The 17,602-nt window shown below is 49.0% G+C and carries 13 protein-coding genes; 10 read left to right on the top strand and 3 right to left on the bottom strand.

Going from position 1 to position 17,602, the window contains the following annotated elements:
• Nucleotides 1–205: 205 nt before the first annotated feature.
• The 10 genes from feoB to thiC all read left to right on the top strand — a co-directional run bounded on the left by feoB (nucleotide 206) and on the right by thiC (nucleotide 14,003).
• Entirely contained in the window at nucleotides 206–2,185 is a 1,980-nt protein-coding gene (gene feoB / locus ACSAZK_RS08260; protein ID WP_440956868.1) for a ferrous iron transport protein B, read from the top strand.
• Between the two features lie 137 nt (nucleotides 2,186–2,322).
• On the top strand, nucleotides 2,323–2,742 hold the full coding sequence (locus tag ACSAZK_RS08255) for a hypothetical protein (protein ID WP_440956867.1): 420 nt from the start codon (nucleotides 2,323–2,325) through the stop codon (nucleotides 2,740–2,742).
• Nucleotides 2,743–2,952: 210 nt separating this feature from the next.
• On the top strand, nucleotides 2,953–3,129 hold the full coding sequence (locus ACSAZK_RS08250; protein ID WP_231582875.1) for a hypothetical protein: 177 nt from the start codon (nucleotides 2,953–2,955) through the stop codon (nucleotides 3,127–3,129).
• Nucleotides 3,130–3,625: 496 nt separating this feature from the next.
• The gene (locus tag ACSAZK_RS08245) at nucleotides 3,626–4,477 is read left to right on the top strand and encodes a hypothetical protein (protein WP_440956866.1); all 852 of its coding nucleotides are present in this window, start codon (nucleotides 3,626–3,628) and stop codon (nucleotides 4,475–4,477) included.
• Between the two features lie 135 nt (nucleotides 4,478–4,612).
• Entirely contained in the window at nucleotides 4,613–8,140 is a 3,528-nt protein-coding gene (gene smc / locus ACSAZK_RS08240) for a chromosome segregation protein SMC (RefSeq protein WP_440956865.1), read from the top strand.
• Nucleotides 8,133–9,266, top strand: a complete 1,134-nt coding sequence (locus tag ACSAZK_RS08235) for a segregation/condensation protein A (RefSeq protein WP_440956864.1) — start codon at nucleotides 8,133–8,135, stop codon at nucleotides 9,264–9,266. The genes smc and ACSAZK_RS08235 overlap by 8 nt, the downstream gene beginning before the upstream one ends.
• A 170-nt stretch (nucleotides 9,267–9,436) precedes the next feature.
• Nucleotides 9,437–10,552, top strand: coding sequence for an SMC-Scp complex subunit ScpB (scpB, locus tag ACSAZK_RS08230; protein ID WP_440956863.1), 1,116 nt, complete (start codon nucleotides 9,437–9,439; stop codon nucleotides 10,550–10,552).
• A 194-nt stretch (nucleotides 10,553–10,746) separates the two neighbouring features.
• The gene (locus tag ACSAZK_RS08225) at nucleotides 10,747–11,298 is read left to right on the top strand and encodes a TATA-box-binding protein (RefSeq protein WP_440956862.1); all 552 of its coding nucleotides are present in this window, start codon (nucleotides 10,747–10,749) and stop codon (nucleotides 11,296–11,298) included.
• 128 nt (nucleotides 11,299–11,426) lie between these two features.
• A complete protein-coding gene (aglJ, locus tag ACSAZK_RS08220; protein ID WP_440956861.1) occupies nucleotides 11,427–12,335 on the top strand; it encodes an S-layer glycoprotein N-glycosyltransferase AglJ in 909 nt (302 codons plus the stop codon).
• A gap of 381 nt (nucleotides 12,336–12,716) precedes the next feature.
• Nucleotides 12,717–14,003 (top strand): phosphomethylpyrimidine synthase ThiC, encoded by a 1,287-nt coding sequence (gene thiC / locus ACSAZK_RS08215; RefSeq protein WP_440956860.1) that lies wholly within the window; start codon nucleotides 12,717–12,719, stop codon nucleotides 14,001–14,003.
• A gap of 206 nt (nucleotides 14,004–14,209) precedes the next feature.
• On the opposite strand, the gene ACSAZK_RS08210 is transcribed toward thiC, so the two are convergent.
• From ACSAZK_RS08210 to ACSAZK_RS08200, 3 genes are all read right to left on the bottom strand, one after another.
• Nucleotides 14,210–15,301, bottom strand: coding sequence for an outer membrane lipoprotein-sorting protein (locus ACSAZK_RS08210; RefSeq protein ID WP_440956859.1), 1,092 nt, complete (start codon nucleotides 15,299–15,301; stop codon nucleotides 14,210–14,212).
• A gap of 104 nt (nucleotides 15,302–15,405) precedes the next feature.
• On the bottom strand, nucleotides 15,406–16,635 hold the full coding sequence (locus ACSAZK_RS08205; RefSeq protein WP_440956974.1) for an outer membrane lipoprotein-sorting protein: 1,230 nt from the start codon (nucleotides 16,633–16,635) through the stop codon (nucleotides 15,406–15,408).
• Nucleotides 16,636–16,708: 73 nt separating this feature from the next.
• Nucleotides 16,709–17,596 (bottom strand): LolA family protein, encoded by an 888-nt coding sequence (locus ACSAZK_RS08200; protein ID WP_440956858.1) that lies wholly within the window; start codon nucleotides 17,594–17,596, stop codon nucleotides 16,709–16,711.
• Nucleotides 17,597–17,602: the final 6 nt, after the last annotated feature.

The raw sequence follows: 17,602 nt of genomic DNA, 5'->3' as shown, positions 1-17,602 counted from the left end.
GTTTCACTGGAAACCTGCCAGATATGCTCGAAAAATGTCCTGAATACCGGATACCCCCTTTGAATCCCGAAAATACCGGGTGCATTTGAGACCTCTCGGAAATCCCGGACCATTTGAGACATGATGGAAACGTACTGAAGTCATACTTGAGACATGGTGGAAACGTACTGGAAATGTACTGGAAACGTAAATAAACACCGGAGACGTGATCAAAATTTCATCCTCATCTTGCAGTACCCGTGACAAAGAAAATAAAAACTCTTCCTATGACATGACTCTGGCTTTCGTAGGCAACCCCAGTGTGGGAAAAAGTGTTTTTTTTACCCGGCTTACGGGAGTTGGTGTTGAGGTTTCGAATTATCCCGGCACAACGGTAGAGCTTGTCAGGGGTATGGTGAAAGGGAAAGGAAGGACGATAGAAGTAGTGGATTTGCCCGGGATTTATTCCCTCGGAACTTCAAATGAGGATGAAAAAGTAGCAAAAGAGTATTTGATCCAGGATCAGCCGGATGTGATTATCAACATCCTTGATGCCAGCCGGCTTGCGCGGAACCTTTACCTAACCTTGCAGCTGCTCGAACTCGACATACCCATGGTCATAGCCCTGAACCAGGTCGACCTTGCCGAAGAACTGGGATTCAGGGTAGATGCCTCCAAACTCTCGGAGATGCTCGGCCTTCCTGTGGTTCCTACGGTGGCAACCCGGGGAGAGGGGCTTGATGAGGTGGTGCTGGTGGCCATGGAGGAAGCAGGCAAGGTCCAGGACCATCACAGGGCCGAATACAGCCCATGGATCATGCAGGCTCTAACAGGGCTTGACAAGGCTTTTCCGGACTCTCCGCCGAGGGTGAAGATGGCGGCGCTTTTGAATGATGCGGAGTTTGTCGAACTCTGCTGTATGCCTCCGGAGGCCAATGCTCTGCTGTCCACCGGCAGGAGGCTCAGGCAGAACCTTGAACTTGAACACAGGATCTCGGTCCCGGATACGGTTGCAAGGGACATTTACGGGGAGTCCGGGCATATTGTGGACAGCGTGGTCTCCAGGTTTGAGCCTAAAAAAAGTCTGAGGGACAGGGTTGACGGGATTCTTACCTCTCCAAACTTCGGGATTGCCGTGCTTATCTCGGCTTTGCTCCTTACTTTCCTCCTGGTCTTCAGGATCGGAGGTTTCCTGGAAGCCTGGATCGTAGACGATTTATTCGAACCTTACATTATCGAGCCCGTGGAAGCCATGACCCTGGGGATGTCTCCTCTTATCAGGAACCTCATCATCTACTCCCTGCGGGGTGTAGAGGCCGGGATTGCAATTGCCATCCCCTACATAGCGGTCTTTTACATTATCCTCTCCGTTTTCGAGGACTCCGGCTACCTTACCAGGGCAGCTTTCCTCCTGGACAACGTGACCCACAAACTGGGGCTGCATGGAAGGGCAGTTATCCCCCTGGTCCTTGGTTTTGGGTGCAACGTCCCCGCGATCATGGCGGTGCACTCTCTTGGGACCCGGAGGGAAAAGAGGATAGCTTCCCTTCTGATCTCCCTTGTGCCCTGTTCCGCGCGGACGGTGATTATCCTGGGGCTTGTTGGGACTTTTGTGGGCTTCTGGCCTGCGGTTTCAATTTACCTTATGGAGGTGGTTATCATTGCCGCTATGGGTTTGATCCTTGCAAGAACGCTCCCTGGAGAACGAAGCGGCTTTATCATGGAGATGGCTCCCCTCAGGAAACCCAAGCTTAAATCCACCCTCCAGAAGACCTGGCTTAAAAGCCGGGAGTTTGTCTACATTGCTTTCCCCTTACTGCTTGTAGGCAGTGCCTTCCTGGGTATCCTCGATGCTCTGGGCTTGCTCGCGATCTTCCAGGACTTTGTGGAACCCATTTCCGTAGGCCTTCTGGGCCTCCCTGCGTTTGCGGCAACAGCGCTGGTTTTCGGAATTCTCAGAAAAGAAATGGCCCTCCAGATCCTTGCCGTGCTTGCAGGCACCGCAAACTTTGCACTGGTGATGACCCCCCTCCAGATGTACCAGTTTGCGGTGATAACGACCATCTATGTGCCCTGCGTGGCCACGATAGCCGTTTTGAAGCATGAACTGGGAACAAAGGACACTGCGCTGATTGTGACTTTCACCACTTTCCTTGCCCTCGGGATCGGGGTCCTGATCCGGATGTTCGGACCTGCCTTCCTCTGATCCCTTTATGCAGGAGGAGACTGTTCAACCGGTTTGCCTGACTTTTGAATGTGTGTCCGAGACGGTGACCTTCCCCCTTCCGAGCCTTCGGTGTGTGTTGGGGACGGTTCTGTCTTTTTTCATCCGGCCCTTCCTTAATGGCATGGGTGCATGAAGTAGGAGTGCATGAAGTAGGAGTGCATGAAGTAGGAGTGCATGAAGTAGGGATGCATGAAGTAGGGATGCATGAAGTAGGAGTGCATGAAGTAGGAGTGCATGAAGTAGGGATGCATGAAGTAGGGATGCATGAAGTAGGGATGCATGAAGTAAGGATGCATGAAGTAGGGATGCATGAAGTAGGGATGCATGAAGTAGGGATGCATGAAGTAGGGATGCATGAAGTAGGGATGCATGAAGTAGGGATGCATGAAGTAGGGATGCATGAAGTAGGGATGCATGAAGTAGGGATGCATGAAGTAGGGATGCATGAAGTAGGGATGCATGAAGTAGGGATGCATGAAGTAGGGATGCATGAAGTAGGGATGCATGAAGTAGGGATGCATGAAGTAGGGGTGTGAGCACCGGCGAATCTCAAATCCATACGGGATGAACAGTGAACCTCTGTGGCGTAATGTTTATATATTTATATTTTGCTATATCTCACTTCTATCTATTTTTCTCATCACCACAAATTACTTATACTCAGCAATTCCTGATTACTTCCGATGACCCGAATTACCAATCACCTGCACAAAAACGTGTTTAGTGTTATTATGGATATTTTTGAAATGGATCATTTCCGTGAGCCTGAACCGGAAGAGGTGCAGCTTTTCCTGGAAAGCACGGGTACCCATGGTTCCCTGGTCAGTGAAAGTGCCCTGGAAATCGACTGTAGTGAGACCAGAATTCAGTCCCGCCAGAGTGTATTATTCGATTCCGATGACACTTTCTCATCCCTTAACTAACGCTAAATCTTTATAATATTGAACCTCGGTTCTGGAATCCGACCCCTTTATAGGAAGTTTTTCGGGTAATTCTGGATTCATTTTTTGAGTTTTTTTAATTCTTTCCTTATTATTTCTTCATTTATTTTTTTTAAAAGTGGGGAGATTCTGATTCCGGTCCCGGTATTAAGTCAACCTTTATTCTTCCCCTATTTTTTCACATTCTTTTAACGATATTTTCATACTTCTTATGGCCTATCCGCAAAATCAGGCCAATCTTTCTCCCTTTTTCAGAAAGCTTAATAAGCTACTTCTTCTTATATTTTAACTGGAAGTTTCCCCCGCCTGAGAAAAGCCATCGATTACCATTATATATAAAGTGGGATTACATGTACTTTGTACACATTATTTAAATTTGTCTAAATAATACCATCTAATTATAGTTACTATGATCTAATCCCATAACCAGAAATTTTGCATATTACCCGGGACCCGAATTTATTGCAAGAGGAATTTTATGAGGACTGGACAGAGGGATCTGAATAATAAGCCGCTTAAAAGGCGTTTGTCGATTAGCTATGAAGAGCTTGAGACTCTCAAGAAATCAATTAAGGTTTCGGTTCTCAATGAACTTCGGACCGAAATGGAATGCAGCTCCGACCTGGATTCCCTGAAGGATCTTATCCTTTCCGATATCAGGACCGAGCTTATGGGGATGCCGAGTCCTGCTTCCCTTAAAGCTTCAGTCCTTAATGAACTGCGCATGGAACTGAATCATGCCCCTGTCCATGAGAGAGGGGCGGCTGAAAATAAATTGAAAGAACTTGCAGGCATCCAGGACGGGCTGGTAAAAGAACTCCTTGACCAGAAGTCCGTGGTAAGGAGACTGGAAGCCGATGTTGAAAAACTTTCCCGGAAGCTCGAAGAATTACAGAATTCCACTCCTGATGTTGCTCCTTCGGTCTCCCTCTCCATGCTCGAAGACCCACTTGACCTTCCTCCCCTTTCCAAAAAGCCTAAACAGAAACCGGAACCCCGGAAAGAAATTCCTTCTCCACGTGCAAGAATCGAGGTAAGGGAAGTTCCCGCTCCTCTGCCAGGGACCAATGCCAGGGTCAGGTTAAAGGTCCGGGAAGTAGAACCTGAAGAACTCGATGAAGAGGAAGTCGAGGAAATAAAGTGCGAGTATATCATTGCCGATAGCGGGGAGCTGAAGCGGCAGAAAGTTGCAAGAAATGTGCAGCGGTCCAGGGAAAACAATGACTGCGAATACATCATCGCCGAAAAGTCTGTCACTCATATTGAAAGAAACGAGACCGTTGTTGCAAGGGATGACGAAGACGCAGAGATTATCACCTGTGAAAGATAAGTTCCAAAAGTTCAGTGAGGGCCGAAAATACAGGAATTTCCAGATAAATCTTTTTTATGGGAACTTTCTTCAAATTCTACAAAATGTTTTCAAAAATTTCTCTCCAAAAAAAACGCGAAATTGCAGAGGCATCCTGTGTACATAAAAGAAATAGAATTCGTTAACTTCAAGTCCTTCGGGAAAAAAGTAAAAATTTCCTTTTATAACGACTTCACCACGATTTCGGGACCTAACGGGAGTGGGAAGTCCAATATAATAGACGGGATTCTCTTTGCTCTCGGACTTACAAGTTCCAGGACGCTCAGGGCCGAAAAACTCACGGATCTCATCTACAATGGGGATGAGAAGAAAAAGCCCGACTTTGCTCAGGTCACTATCCGCTTTGACAACAGCGACCGCAAACTTCCGGTGGACCTGGAGGAGTTTACGGTGTCCCGGAAGATCCGACAGACAAAGAGCGGATACTACAGCTACTTCTATTTTAACGGGAAATCCGTCAGCCTGACTGAGGTCCATTCCCAGCTTGCCAAAGCCGGCGTGACTCCCGAAGGGTACAACGTGGTCATGCAGGGAGACGTAACCCAGATTATCTCCATGACTGCCGTGGAAAGAAGAAAGATTATTGATGAGATTGCGGGGGTCGCGGAGTTTGACGAACGCAAACAAAAAGCCCTCGGAGAGCTGGAAGTCGTCAGGCAGCAGATTGAGCGGGTGGATATCATTCTGGAAGAGGTGCGTGCCCAGCTTGAAAAGCTGTCAGGGGAGCGTGACCAGGCCCTTAAATACCAGGCTCTCAAGGCCGAGAAGATAAAATTTGAAGGTTATGTCCTGCTTTCCAAACTGAAAGACGCAAGGACCGAACTGGGAAATGTGGATAAGGAGCTTGTCGGAAAGGAGGAGCACCTTGTAAAGATCCGGGCAATCCTTGAAGAGCGGGAACAGGAACTCGAAGCCCTGGATGAAGCCCTGGAAAATCTTTCCCTGGAGATCCGGAAGAAAGGGGAAGCCGAACAGCTCCAGATCAAAAAGGATATCGAGGGGACAAAAGGGGAGATCTCCAGGTGTGTTGACAGCATCGAACTTACCGAAAACGATATCGAAGAGGGCGATGCGCGGCGCAGGAAAGCTTTTGTGGAGATCGATTCCACCAAAGGAAAGGTCCGGGACCTGGACGAGAAAATCGAAGCCGAACAGATCCGGAAAGACAGCCTTGAGTCCGAGCTTTCGGAACGCAGGACCGAGCGCATGCTGCTCCAGAGCAAAATCGCCGACGTAGACGTGAAGTTTGCCGAAACAAGGGACGAACTTACGGCTGCCAAAGGGAAACTCGAAGGCGTGAAAAACGAAAAGAACGAGCTCATGCGGCATGAGGACCGCCTGCTCGATGCCCTCCGCCGAAAGTCCGCAGAACTTCGGGATATCGAAAACGAGATTCAGGAAGCAGAGGCTGCGGTTGCGAGTTCGGACAGCGATACCCGTTCGGTCCAGTACGAGCTTGAAAAACTTTCCGAAAAGAAGGAATCTCTCCTGAAGGACCGGGACGATATCGAAAGCAGCCATTTCAGGGTCAAGGAAGATCTCAGGAAACTTGAGAGCAAGCTTCATGGGCTCCAGCAGGAGTTTGCCCTCACCGAAGCACGGGTACGGGCTGCGGAACACGGGGGGGGATATTCAAAAGCCGTGGAGACGGTGCTCGGGGCAACCCGGCAAAACGAACTCTACGGGGTGCACGGGACCATTGCCCAGCTCGGAAAAGTTGATCGGCGTTACTCGAAAGCCCTGGAAGTCGCCGCAGGGAGCCGGATGCAGGCCCTGGTGGTGGACACGGACGCCGACGCCGCGGAAGCCATCGATTACCTGAAGCGGAGAAAGGGCGGAAGGGCTACCTTCCTTCCCCTGAACAAGATGAAGGCGGCGGGCAGGCTCGAGAACCTCAATTATGATTCCGGGATTGTAGGATATGCAATTGATCTCATCGAATTCGACCCGGCTTTCGAGTCAGCCTTCTGGTACGTTTTCCGGGACACCCTCGTGCTCGACACTCTGGACAATGCCCGGCGCCTTATGGGCAGGTACAGGATGGTCACCCTGGAAGGGGAGGTCCTGGAAAAGAGCGGGGCAATGGTAGGCGGGTTCCTTTCCTCTAAATCGGGACTTTCTTTTGCGGCGGCGGAAAAGGACAAGCTTCTCAAGCTCAGGGACGAGATCCAGGCCCTGGACGCCAGCCGGACTGCTGCAATAGGAAAGCAGGACAGCATCGAGAGCCACCTTTTCGAGCTGAACCGGAAGGTCCGGGACTGCGAGGAAGAAATTTCCAGGAAAGAACTCCAGCTCGAAGAAATTGCAGGCAGGGACGCTAAACTTGAAGCGCTCCTGCAGTCCAAACAGGCTGACCTCAGGGCAATCGAAAAGGCAAGGACCGAACTTAGGACCGAAATGGACGAGGTCATTGCCGAAAAGGAAGAAATGGACGAAACTGCCTCGAAACTCGGGGCGCAGATCGCCGAACTTGAAGCCAAACTTGCCGATTCCCCGCTTCCGGAGATCAACAGGAAAGCGGAGTTCGTGGACGAGGAAATCCGGCGGCTTGACGGGAGGGTCCGGGATACCGAAGCTGGCTTAAACGCACTGAAACTTGAAAAAATCTATGCCGAACAGAAAATTGCCGAATCCAAGGAACTGATCGGAGAACTCGATTCCCGGAAAACGTCCCTCCGGGCAAAGGTTGATTCCCTGAGGGCAAAGATCGAAGAACTCGAGGCTGTGCTGGAAGATAAAAAGAAGCGGGAACTTGAGCTTTCCGATGAACTCCTGGAGCTCCAGAAAGAGAGGGAAAAAGTTCAGGAGGGACATACTGCCGTGAAGCGCAGGGTCAGTGCGGCAAAGAACAGTCTCGAAAAAGCAAACCAGCAGGTTATGACGCTTACGGCTACCCGGAACGCCCTCTTTGAACAGGAAAAGCAGTTCCTGGGAGAAATCGAGCGCAGGGGAATAGAAGAATCCGATGAAGTCCCTAATTACGAGACTGTCTACCTCCGGATCCAGGCGCTCGAGGAGGCTCTGCGCAAGCTTGAGCCCGTGAATATGCGGGCAATTGACGAATATAACGAGGTGGAACTCAGGCTCTCGGACCTGCAGGGAAAGCGCGATACCCTCTTTACCGAGCGGGAGCAGCTTCTGGAGCGCATCGATCAGTATGAGACACTCAAGCGGGACACTTTCCTGGAGGCTTACGAAGGAATTAATGCCAATTTCAAGGAGATTTTCCACGAGCTTTCCGATGGGATGGGTGAACTTGTACTGGACGACCCCAATGACCCCTTTGCGGGAGGCATGACTCTGAGAGCCCGGCCCAAGGAAAAAACCCTCCAGAGGATCGAGGCCATGTCCGGGGGAGAAAAGAGCCTTACAGCCCTTGCTTTTATCTTTGCTATCCAGCAGTACCGCCCTGCGCCTTTCTACGCCTTTGATGAGATCGATATGTTTCTGGATGGCTGGAACGTGGAAAGGGTTTCGAGAAGGGTCAGGACCTCGGGTTCGAAAGTCCAGTTTATTGTTGTTTCCCTGAGAAAGCCCATGATCCAGGCTGCAAGCAGGACCATCGGAGTCACCATGCAGGAAAACAATATTACGAGCATTACAGGGGTAAAGCTGAATGGATGAGCTTGCGGAAGATGCAGGGACTGCACTGGAAATCTTTAAGTTGAAGGCTCCGGATGTGTCCTTTGAAGTTTCGGAACCGGTCGATGGAGACTCTTCTTTTTCTGACCCCGGGCCGTTCGGGCTTCCTTCCACTCTCTCCAACATGGGGGTTGACTGGGAGGGGCTTGAACTTTCGGAGTTCGAGACCTACGAACCCCTGGGCATCATGGTAGAACTTGCAAAAAGCGGAAAGATCGATCCCTGGGACATTGACATCGTGGAACTGACCGATAGTTTCCTGGGAAGGGTGGAGGAACTCAAGAAAATGGACCTCCGGATTTCTTCCAGGACGCTTCTCTATTCCGCGATCCTGCTTCGCATGAAATCCTCCGGGATTCTTGAGGAAGATGTGCCTGAAGAGGAACCCGACTTTTTCGATTACGATGAATTCCCGGAGCCCGATAAATTCCCTGTCCCGAAACTCCCTGTCCGCCGCCTGTCCACCCGTCCCGTGACCCTGAACGAATTGATTTCCGAACTCAGGAAAGCTGAAAAAGTCCTTTCCAGGAAATATGATAAGAAAGCCCGGCAGGCTTCGGAAGCGCGTGAAGCGCCGAAAGGGCCACAACTCAGTACCGGGGATGTTCTGGACATTGCTCATGATGAAGCTATTAGTGTCCGGCTGGGCCTTATCTGGGACAGGCTTTCAAAACTGTTTCAGATGCAGCCTTATGTGGTCTTCTCCGTTCTAATGGAGGAGAGTGAAGACCGGGTCATGGATTACATTTCTCTTCTCTTCCTGGCTTCCAGCAAGAAAGTCTGGCTCTGCCAGAAGGAACTTTTCGGGGAGCTTTTCATCTATCCCGGGGCAGAATCCGGTTTTCCCACTGAGCAAAACCCGTCCTCCTTCCATGAAAATAGCCTGCAAAACGGGGAGGTTTCAGGGCATGAAGTCCCGGGAAATGCTGTCTCTCCGGATGCTGCTGTTTCCTCGGATACCGTTGTCTCTCCGGTTATTGCTGCCCTGGCATCTGACGGTAAAGGTTCTGGCGAAAGTTCTTTAAGGAAGGATGCCCTGAATTCCGAATCTGTAGAGGTTTTCTCCGTCGAAGTAAGTCCGGTAGAATCAAATCCTCTTGAAGACTAAACTACCTTATCTTCAAAACTAAATTCCCACTCTATAAAAATAAATGATCTTTCTTAAAAACTAAACTAATCTTTTAAAGAGTAAGTCCCCTCTTTAAACTAAAAGAACCCTCTTGAAGAGTAATTCTTATCTTTCTATGACATTTATCCTTTTTCCGGAAGTGAAACCTTATGAGTGAGCTTGAAATCATTGAAGCGGCCCTCTTTGCCGCGGGAAGGGCAGTAAGCCTTGAAAAGCTTGCGAAAATAAGCGGCAAACCCAAAAAAACCATACTTTCCGTTCTCAGGGAGTTAATGGAGGATTATGCTTCCCGGGAAACCGGAATGGAGATTGTGGACCTGGGGGAACGCTATGTCATGCAGGTCAAACCTGAGTATTCAGAGCTTATACGGATGGTTGCCCCGAAAGAACTTTCCGCGCCTAAACTCCGGACTCTTTCCATGATCGCCTATCACCAGCCTCTGCTCCAGTCTGACCTTATAGAAATGCGGGGCAGTGGGGCTTACGAGCATATCAGGGACCTGATTGAGCGGGGTTTTGTCGATTCCGCGCCCTGCGGGAGGAGCCGGGAGCTTTCCACAACTCCGCTTTTTGCGGATTATTTCGGGCTCAAGCGAAACGACCCTCAGGCTATAAAGGAAAAAATCATCGGGCTTTTGAAAGAGGATGCCGGGCAGAGTGAAATCAACCGGTGGATCGGGAAAAAGACCGTTGCCGTAACTCCCATGTACGAGTCTCTGATGGGGATGTGCGGGATTAAGGACTACCTGGTGATAAACGCCTATTCCCCCTCTAAAGAAGATCTCTCCCGCCTGTTTGAAGTGGATGTCCTGGTCATTTCGGCCGGCTACCTGGAGGAGGTGCGGCAGCACTGCGACGGAGAGATTCTTGAGATGCACTCCACGACCTTTGAAGACCTGATCGAGGCAGTTTCCACAATTGCTGAAGAACTTCAGGATGAAGTGAATCCGGAAACCGTGGAAAAGACTCTTGATAATCTCAGGGAGACAAGGGAAAAATACCTGTCTTCAACCCTTCTTATCAAAAAGAAGGTTCAGCCTGCCACGGACATGGTCTCGAAAATTGTAAATGACCTGAATCTGGGGGTCTCGGCGGACGGGGCCCTGATAGCCCCTGATTACGGGACCTCGAAAAGTGGGGCAAAAATCGGAAAAGGGGCGGAAATCCTTCTTCCCACTCACCGCACTGTGGAAGGAGACCTTTTCCGGCGGGTCTGTTTGAAGTACGATGCTGTGCTCGATGGCCTGAAAAAAATTGAGGACTGAAGATCCTGTAATCGGCTCTTCCCCTCCCTTTCTTTTCTAATTTTTTTTGTTCCTCTTGCGCCTTCGATTTAAGTTTTTCCGTAGTATATATACTCTCTTTATATATCATTTATATAGGATGCGTGTCATTTAACTATAGCTTTATATACTGGTTAGAGGATATTACTTTTGCTTTATATACCGAGGGTTGACCAATGAGTGAATCTAGCATCAAGATCGAAAACGTGGTTGCATCCACCAAACTTGCTGAAGAATTCGACTTAACCGTCATCGAATCCGAGTTCGAAGGGGCCGAGTACAACAAGCAAAAATTCCCGGGGCTTGTCTACAGGGTATCGGACCCCAAGGCCGCATTCCTTGTCTTCACCTCAGGGAAAGTTGTCTGCACCGGGGCAAAGAACGTGGCTGACGTACACACCGTTATAGGCAACATGGCAAAGAAGCTCAACGGCATAGGGATCACGACTATAGAGAACCCACAGATAACGGTGCAGAACATTGTCGCCTCGGCTGACCTGCATACAATCCTTAACCTTAACGCCATTGCAATCGGGCTTGGGCTTGAAAACATTGAATATGAACCCGAACAGTTCCCCGGACTTGTATACAGGATCGATGTGCCAAAAGTGGTAGTCCTGATCTTCAGTTCCGGAAAACTGGTGGTAACCGGCGGCAAGTCTCCCGAAGACTGTGAGAAGGGTGTTGAAGTCGTCCGCAGGCAGCTCGACAACATGGGGCTTTTATAAGAACAATTCCTTACCTTTACGAAAATCCCGCCTCCTTTCCGACGGTTACCATTTGCGGAAAGGAGTTTTTTAAGAAAAACGGATTCCACATTTATATGTAGAGGTCCGGCAAAGGATATGTGTGAACCTTGAACAGCGCAGACGTTTGCATCCTGATTCCCACCCTGAACGAAGCCGCCACCATCGGCCAGCTCATTAAGGATTTCAAAGCAGAAGGCTTTTCCAATATTCTGGTTATTGACGGAAATAGCAGGGATAGAACGAAGGAAATTGCAGAGGCCGAAGGGGCAAAGGTGGTCCTGCAGACCGGGAAAGGCAAGGGACAGGCAATGATCCAGGCCTTTCGGCTTATAAAAAGCCCGTATGTCCTTTTGATTGATGGGGACGGGACCGAACTTGCCAGTGATGCCCATTCCCTGCTTGCCCCGGTTCTTGAAGGCGGGGCTGATCATGTGGTAGGGAACCGGCTTGTAAACTATGAGTCAGGGGCCTTTACAAAACTAAACCTCGTTGGCAACCACCTGATAAACATGCTTTTTGATCTTGCTTACGGGGCGCAGCTAAAGGATATCCTTTCAGGCTACAGGGCCTTTACCCTGGAAAGCATCAGGGAACTGGAACTGAACAAGACAGGGTTTGAAATCGAGACCGAAATCTCGGTTGAGTGTGTTCTGAAAAACCAGCGGATTCAGGAAATTCCCATAACCTATCTCCCGAGAAGCGAGAAAGGTGCAACCAAACTAAATCCCCTGAAAGACGGGCTCCGGATAGGCTCCACGATCTACAGGCTCGCCAAAGTCCATAACCCCATGTTCTATTTCGGAATCCTGGGCTCCTTTTTTATCCTGGCAGGGCTTTTCACGGGGACCTTCGTGGTCTTTCAGTGGTTTCAGGGAATCACCCGCATCCCCCTTTCAATCCTCACGACCCTGCTTATTATCTTCGGCTTGCAGATGTTTATTTTCGGGATGCTTAGCGACCTGATAGTTTCCCTGCACCGGCAGACCCTCCGTTTAATCAAAGAACAAAATAAGTGAGGATTCAAATTCTCTTCTTTTTTGGGAATTTGCCGATTATTATAGGTGGCGCTGATATTTTTCTTCCTTTTTTTCTTTTTCTTCCCATTTTTCCTCTGTTTTCACTGCTTTTTCTTCTTTTTTCCCCTCCTCTCTTCCTCCTCTCTCCTTCCTAAATAAATCAACTTTACTTGATTTGACGTCTTATTGGTTTTCAATTTCGGAATCATGTGGCTTTGAACTCAAGTTAATTTGTCTTTGATTAAAGTTTATCTTTTAACAATTGTTATATATAATTACGCACTTTCTATGTTCAAAGATCCTTACCTACGCTTATACAACTGATATTACAGCTGATATTACAGCTGATATTACAGATGAAACTAACTTGAGGTTATAAATATGACAATTGTGGAAGATGCCAAAAATGGAATAATCACCGAAGAGATGAAGGTCGTTGCAAAGGAAGAAGGTCTTGACCCTGAATTCATCCGCCGCGGGATCGCAGCCGGAAGAATCGTAATCCCCACTTCCCCCTACAGGGACGTTAAGCTCTGTGGGCTTGGAGAAGGCCTGAGAACCAAGATCAACGCTTCTATCGGTGTGTCCTCTGACATCGTTGACGAAGATATGGAAGTCCAGAAGGCAATCGCTGCCGAAAAAGCAGGTGCTGACACCCTCATGGAGCTCGGTACCGGTGGAGACTTCCTCGGAATCAGGAAAAAAGTCATTGACAGCATTTCCCTTTCAGTCGGTTCAGTGCCTCTCTACCAGGGTTTCATTGAAGCCGCAAGGAAGTACGGTTCAATCGTGCACATGACTGAAGACGAGCTCTTCAATGCAACCGAAGCCCAGGCAAAGCTCGGAACCAACTTCATGGCAATCCACACCGGTGTCAACAACATCACTCTTGACAGGCTCAAAGCCCACGGCAGATACGGTGGCCTCTGCTCCCGTGGCGGGGCTTTCATGAGCGCTTGGATGATGCACAACGAAAAGGAAAACCCTCTTTACGCCAACTTCGACTACCTTGTTGAGATCCTCAAGGAACATGAAGTAGTCCTTTCAACCGGAAACGGTATGCGCGCAGGAGCAACCCACGACGCAACCGACCGTGCCCAGATCCAGGAACTGATCATCAACACCGAACTCGGCCAGAGAGCCCACGACGCAGGCCTGCAGGTCATCATCGAAGGTCCGGGTCACATCCCCCTCGACCAGATCGAGACCAACGTCAAGATCATGAAGGAAATGAGCGGTCATAAGCCCTTCTACATGCTCGGTCCTCTCGCAACCGACATCGCTCCCGGCTACGACCACATCGTAACCGCAATCGGTGCATCCCTCTCAGCCTCCTACGGCTGTGACTTCCTCTGCTACGTGACCCCTGCAGAGCACCTTGCTCTCCCGAACCTCGAAGACGTGGTCACCGGAGTCAAGACCTCCAAGATCGCAGCCCACATCGGAGACATGGTCAAGTACCCTGACAGAGCAAGACAGTGGGACCTTGACATGGGCCGTGCCAGAAGAGACCTCGACTGGGAAAAGATGTACTCTCTCGCAATCGACCCCGAACACGCAAGGGAAGTCAGGAACAGCAGGGCACCCGAAGACAGCGATGCCTGCACAATGTGCGGCAACTACTGCGCCCTGAAGATCGTCAACCAGAACTACAACCTCGCAAAATAAACCTTGTTGAGAAGCCCTGCAAAGCACGTCTCGCAATAAGCAGGCAGGGCAGCTCGCAAAAAAGAAGCAGGATAGGGCTTTGGTCTTTCCTGCTTTCTTTTTGTTCTTTGTCTTTATAGAGTCTTTTGTGTTTCGTTTATGTTGTTGTTTCCTTCGTATTTTTTATAATTTTTGCCGGTCAGGGGTACGACCGGCTTTTTTCTGGTTCACTTCTGTATAGACTCCGCAATTCTCAGCAACTCGTCTTTTTCCAGGGAAGCGCTAAGGCTCAGGTCTATATTCCCTATCTCCCAGCTCAGGATCTTCATGTCCCCGAAGGCAAGGTACTTTCCTTTCGCCCCGTTGATAGAAACATCTTCGGTAGTATTCATGATCGGAGCTTCCGGGGCCTCGGCTTCGTATACGGTTTCCGAAAGGTAGATAGCATCTTCCTCTTCGTTTTCGTATGTCAGGGAGACGGTCTCGAAGGCCTGCCCTTCAGGGGCTATCCAGCTGTTGTTGGAAACCGTTGAATGGTTGAAGGCATAACCTTCGGGCAGGTATTCCGGAACCAGGATTTCAAATCCTGCGGATTCTCTGGCTTCTTCGAGGGTCATTTCTTCGGGAAGTTCAAAAGAGTCGAGATCCACAGTCTTTACGGTTGCTCCTTCCGGCACCTCAAATACAAACTCTGAGTCCGGGATCCCCTGATTGACTTCCAGGTCATGGATCTCGAGTTCTATCATCAGGCCCCCGTCACTGTCATACATCTCATACCTGAGAGGCATCCAGGTCTCTTTGTCCACCCAGAGTTTCATCCCGTCTACAAACTGGATCCCTTCCCCCTCCTCTTTCGGGCTGGTCTCCAGCAGGTATGCGGACCTTCCGTCGATTTCCTCCATGCCGAGCAGGGAGACATCCGTTTCGTTCAGGAACTCGGCAATGATTCCGGTGTAATCTATCTCCCCTAAAACCGGAGTATCCGGCATTTCCATTTTCATGACCGTATTTGTCTTCGGGTCATAGGTCCACATGACCTCCCCGTCAGAAACCGCAATCGATCCTGCTTCTTCTTCAGGTTCCATTGTAACGGTTTTCATCATGTCCGGTTTCTTCTGCAATAACCGGGCCTCGCTTTCCAGGGTCTGTTCCCCAAAGTGTGAAGTTATGTGCATCGTATACGAATAGTCCTGGATACTGGCTTCTTTTTCCTGCATCTGTTCTGCGATCTCTTCCGCACTGAGTTCCCCTGTACAGCCCGATACAAAGAGGGCAGATACAAGCAGGAGCAGTATGGCTAGGGCTTTTCTTGCTGTCATTCCTTTCATTCCTCCATCTAAACATTGTGTCTTTTTATATAATTTTACAATCTTTCTTTTCGGGTTATTTCCGGATCTTCATGGTTATTTTCCCGGTTTTTCCGTTATTCTTCCGCTGAGACGGATTCCGCAATCTTCAGCATTTCAGCTTTATCAAGAGCGGCTATTATGCTTATTTCAAGCTCCCCGTTTGTCCACTCCAGCTCTTTCATGTTCCCTCCAAATACTGGATAGAGCACCCCTTCCCTGCCGTTTACCGTAATGTTTTCCCCTTCTTTTTCAAAAAGCCGGTATGATTTGCCTTCTTCATACAGGGTTTCGGAGATTCTAATCCGGCCGTTCTCTCCGATATATTCAAGAGTAACCCTTCTGTAGCAGGGCATTGCCGCAAATGTACTAAGGTCGCTGTTGATCACCGTGAAATATGCCCTGTCCCTGCTGTTAAAAACCGTTGAGTGATTGAATGCGTAGCCTTCTGGCAGGTACGCCGGGGCAAGGACTTCAAACCCTGCTCGCTGCTCGGCTTCTTCGAGTGCCAGTTTCTCCAGGTCAATTTTATAGTCTTCCGGACTCAGGAATTTTACCTCTGCGCCCTCGGGAACCTCAAATTCAAACTCGGAATCCGGGATACCTGAATTTATTTTGAGATTCCGGATTTCAATTTCAACCGCCATCCTTTCCCTGTTATCGTACAGTTCGTATCTAACGGGCAGCCAGGTCTCTTTGTCAATCCAGATTTTTGTTCTTGGGAGGTACAGTTCATACTCTTCTTCAGGGATAAACTCAAGCAGATACGCGTCTTCCCCTTCGATTTTCTCTGTCCCGAGCAGGAATACCTTGCTATTGTTCCCGTTCAGGTTTCCCCCAAAGAAGAGAGGGCAGATCTCAGTGTCGATCATGTCCGGTTCTTCAAAAAGCTCTGTCTTCAGGACGATACTTGATTCGGAGTTATATATCCACTGGAACTTCCCGTCCGAAGCTATTACCGACTCAGTGCTTTTCTCAGGTATCCGTATCGTATTTTTCATAAGGTCCGGTTTTTTCCACAGGACTTCATATGTTTCCTCTTTTTGTTCAAGGAATGAAGATTTCATATGTGCTGTATAGGAACAGTCTTCTATACCCGCATGTTTTTCCCGCATTTTTGTTACAATTTCTTCTGCTCTTTTCTCTGCTCCTGATTCCTCTTCATAATCAGGGATAAATTCCCGTTTATCCGGCATCTCCACTTCCTTTTCTTCTGCGTTGTTTTTTTCCTCACAACCCGATACGAGAAGAGCCAGTGCCAGCAGGAGCAGTAATGTAAATGTTGTAAGTGCTTTCTTCTTTGTCATTTTCTTCACTACTTTATTTCTCGGGTTTTTTTCCATATTTTTCCCCGCTGTGGTTGAATCCTACCCCTTATCTTCAGGAGCAAAGTCCTATGATGAGGCTTGAGGCAATCTGCCTGTCTCCGTCAGGGGCTGTCAGGTTTTCAGGGGGATAGCGTTTCCCGAACTCTCTGGTTTCCATGGTTGCCCCTTCCGGGAGCTCAAATTCAAATTCTGAATCCTGGATCCCCGTGTTGATTTTCAGGTTGCTTATTTCGTATTCCATTGTCAGGTTTTCGTTGCTGTCATAATTCTCATACCGGAGAAGCATCCCTGTCTCTTTGTCTATCCAGAACTTCTCGCTATATCCCGGAAGGGCTCCCTCTTCTTCTCCTTCTCCTCCCTCGTTTCTTTCCCTATCTCCCTCTCTATCTTCTCCTTCTTCTTCCCCATTTTCTTCGGGGGTTTTCCCCAGAAGGTATGCAGGCCTGCCGTCTACTTCTTCTGTCCCGAGAAGGGTTGTCCTGTTTTCATTCAAGAGCCCTCCAATGAGTCCGATTCCGCTGTTTTCTCCGGAATCTTTCTCTGCAGATTCTTTTTCTTCAGGTTCGGAAGTTTCAGGCAGTTTTACTTCTATAGCGGTGTTTTTCCAGGGGTAATAGGTCCACATGTACTCCCCGTTTGAGACCTCTACTTTCTCTGGTTCTTTTCCCGATCTTTTTGTAAGAATCCTGTACATGCCCGGTTTCCTGGCCATAACCTCAAATTCATTTTCCAGGGTTTCCCCCTCGAAATCTAAATTCAGGTTAAGGGTAAAAGAATAATCATCGATATTGTCCTCTTTCTGCTGCATCTGGGCTGCTATCTCTTCTAAAGTGAGTTCCTTTTCTGCGGCGAGTCCCTTATCTTCGCAGCCTGATACAAAAAGGGCCGGGACTAGCAGGAGCAGTAATATAAGTGTTTTAACTGTCTTTCTTGTGATCATATTTCT

This window comes from Methanosarcina sediminis (assembly GCF_052056915.1).
GTDB lineage: Archaea > Halobacteriota > Methanosarcinia > Methanosarcinales > Methanosarcinaceae > MTP4.
This window is presented reverse-complemented; position numbering and strand designations above follow the sequence as displayed.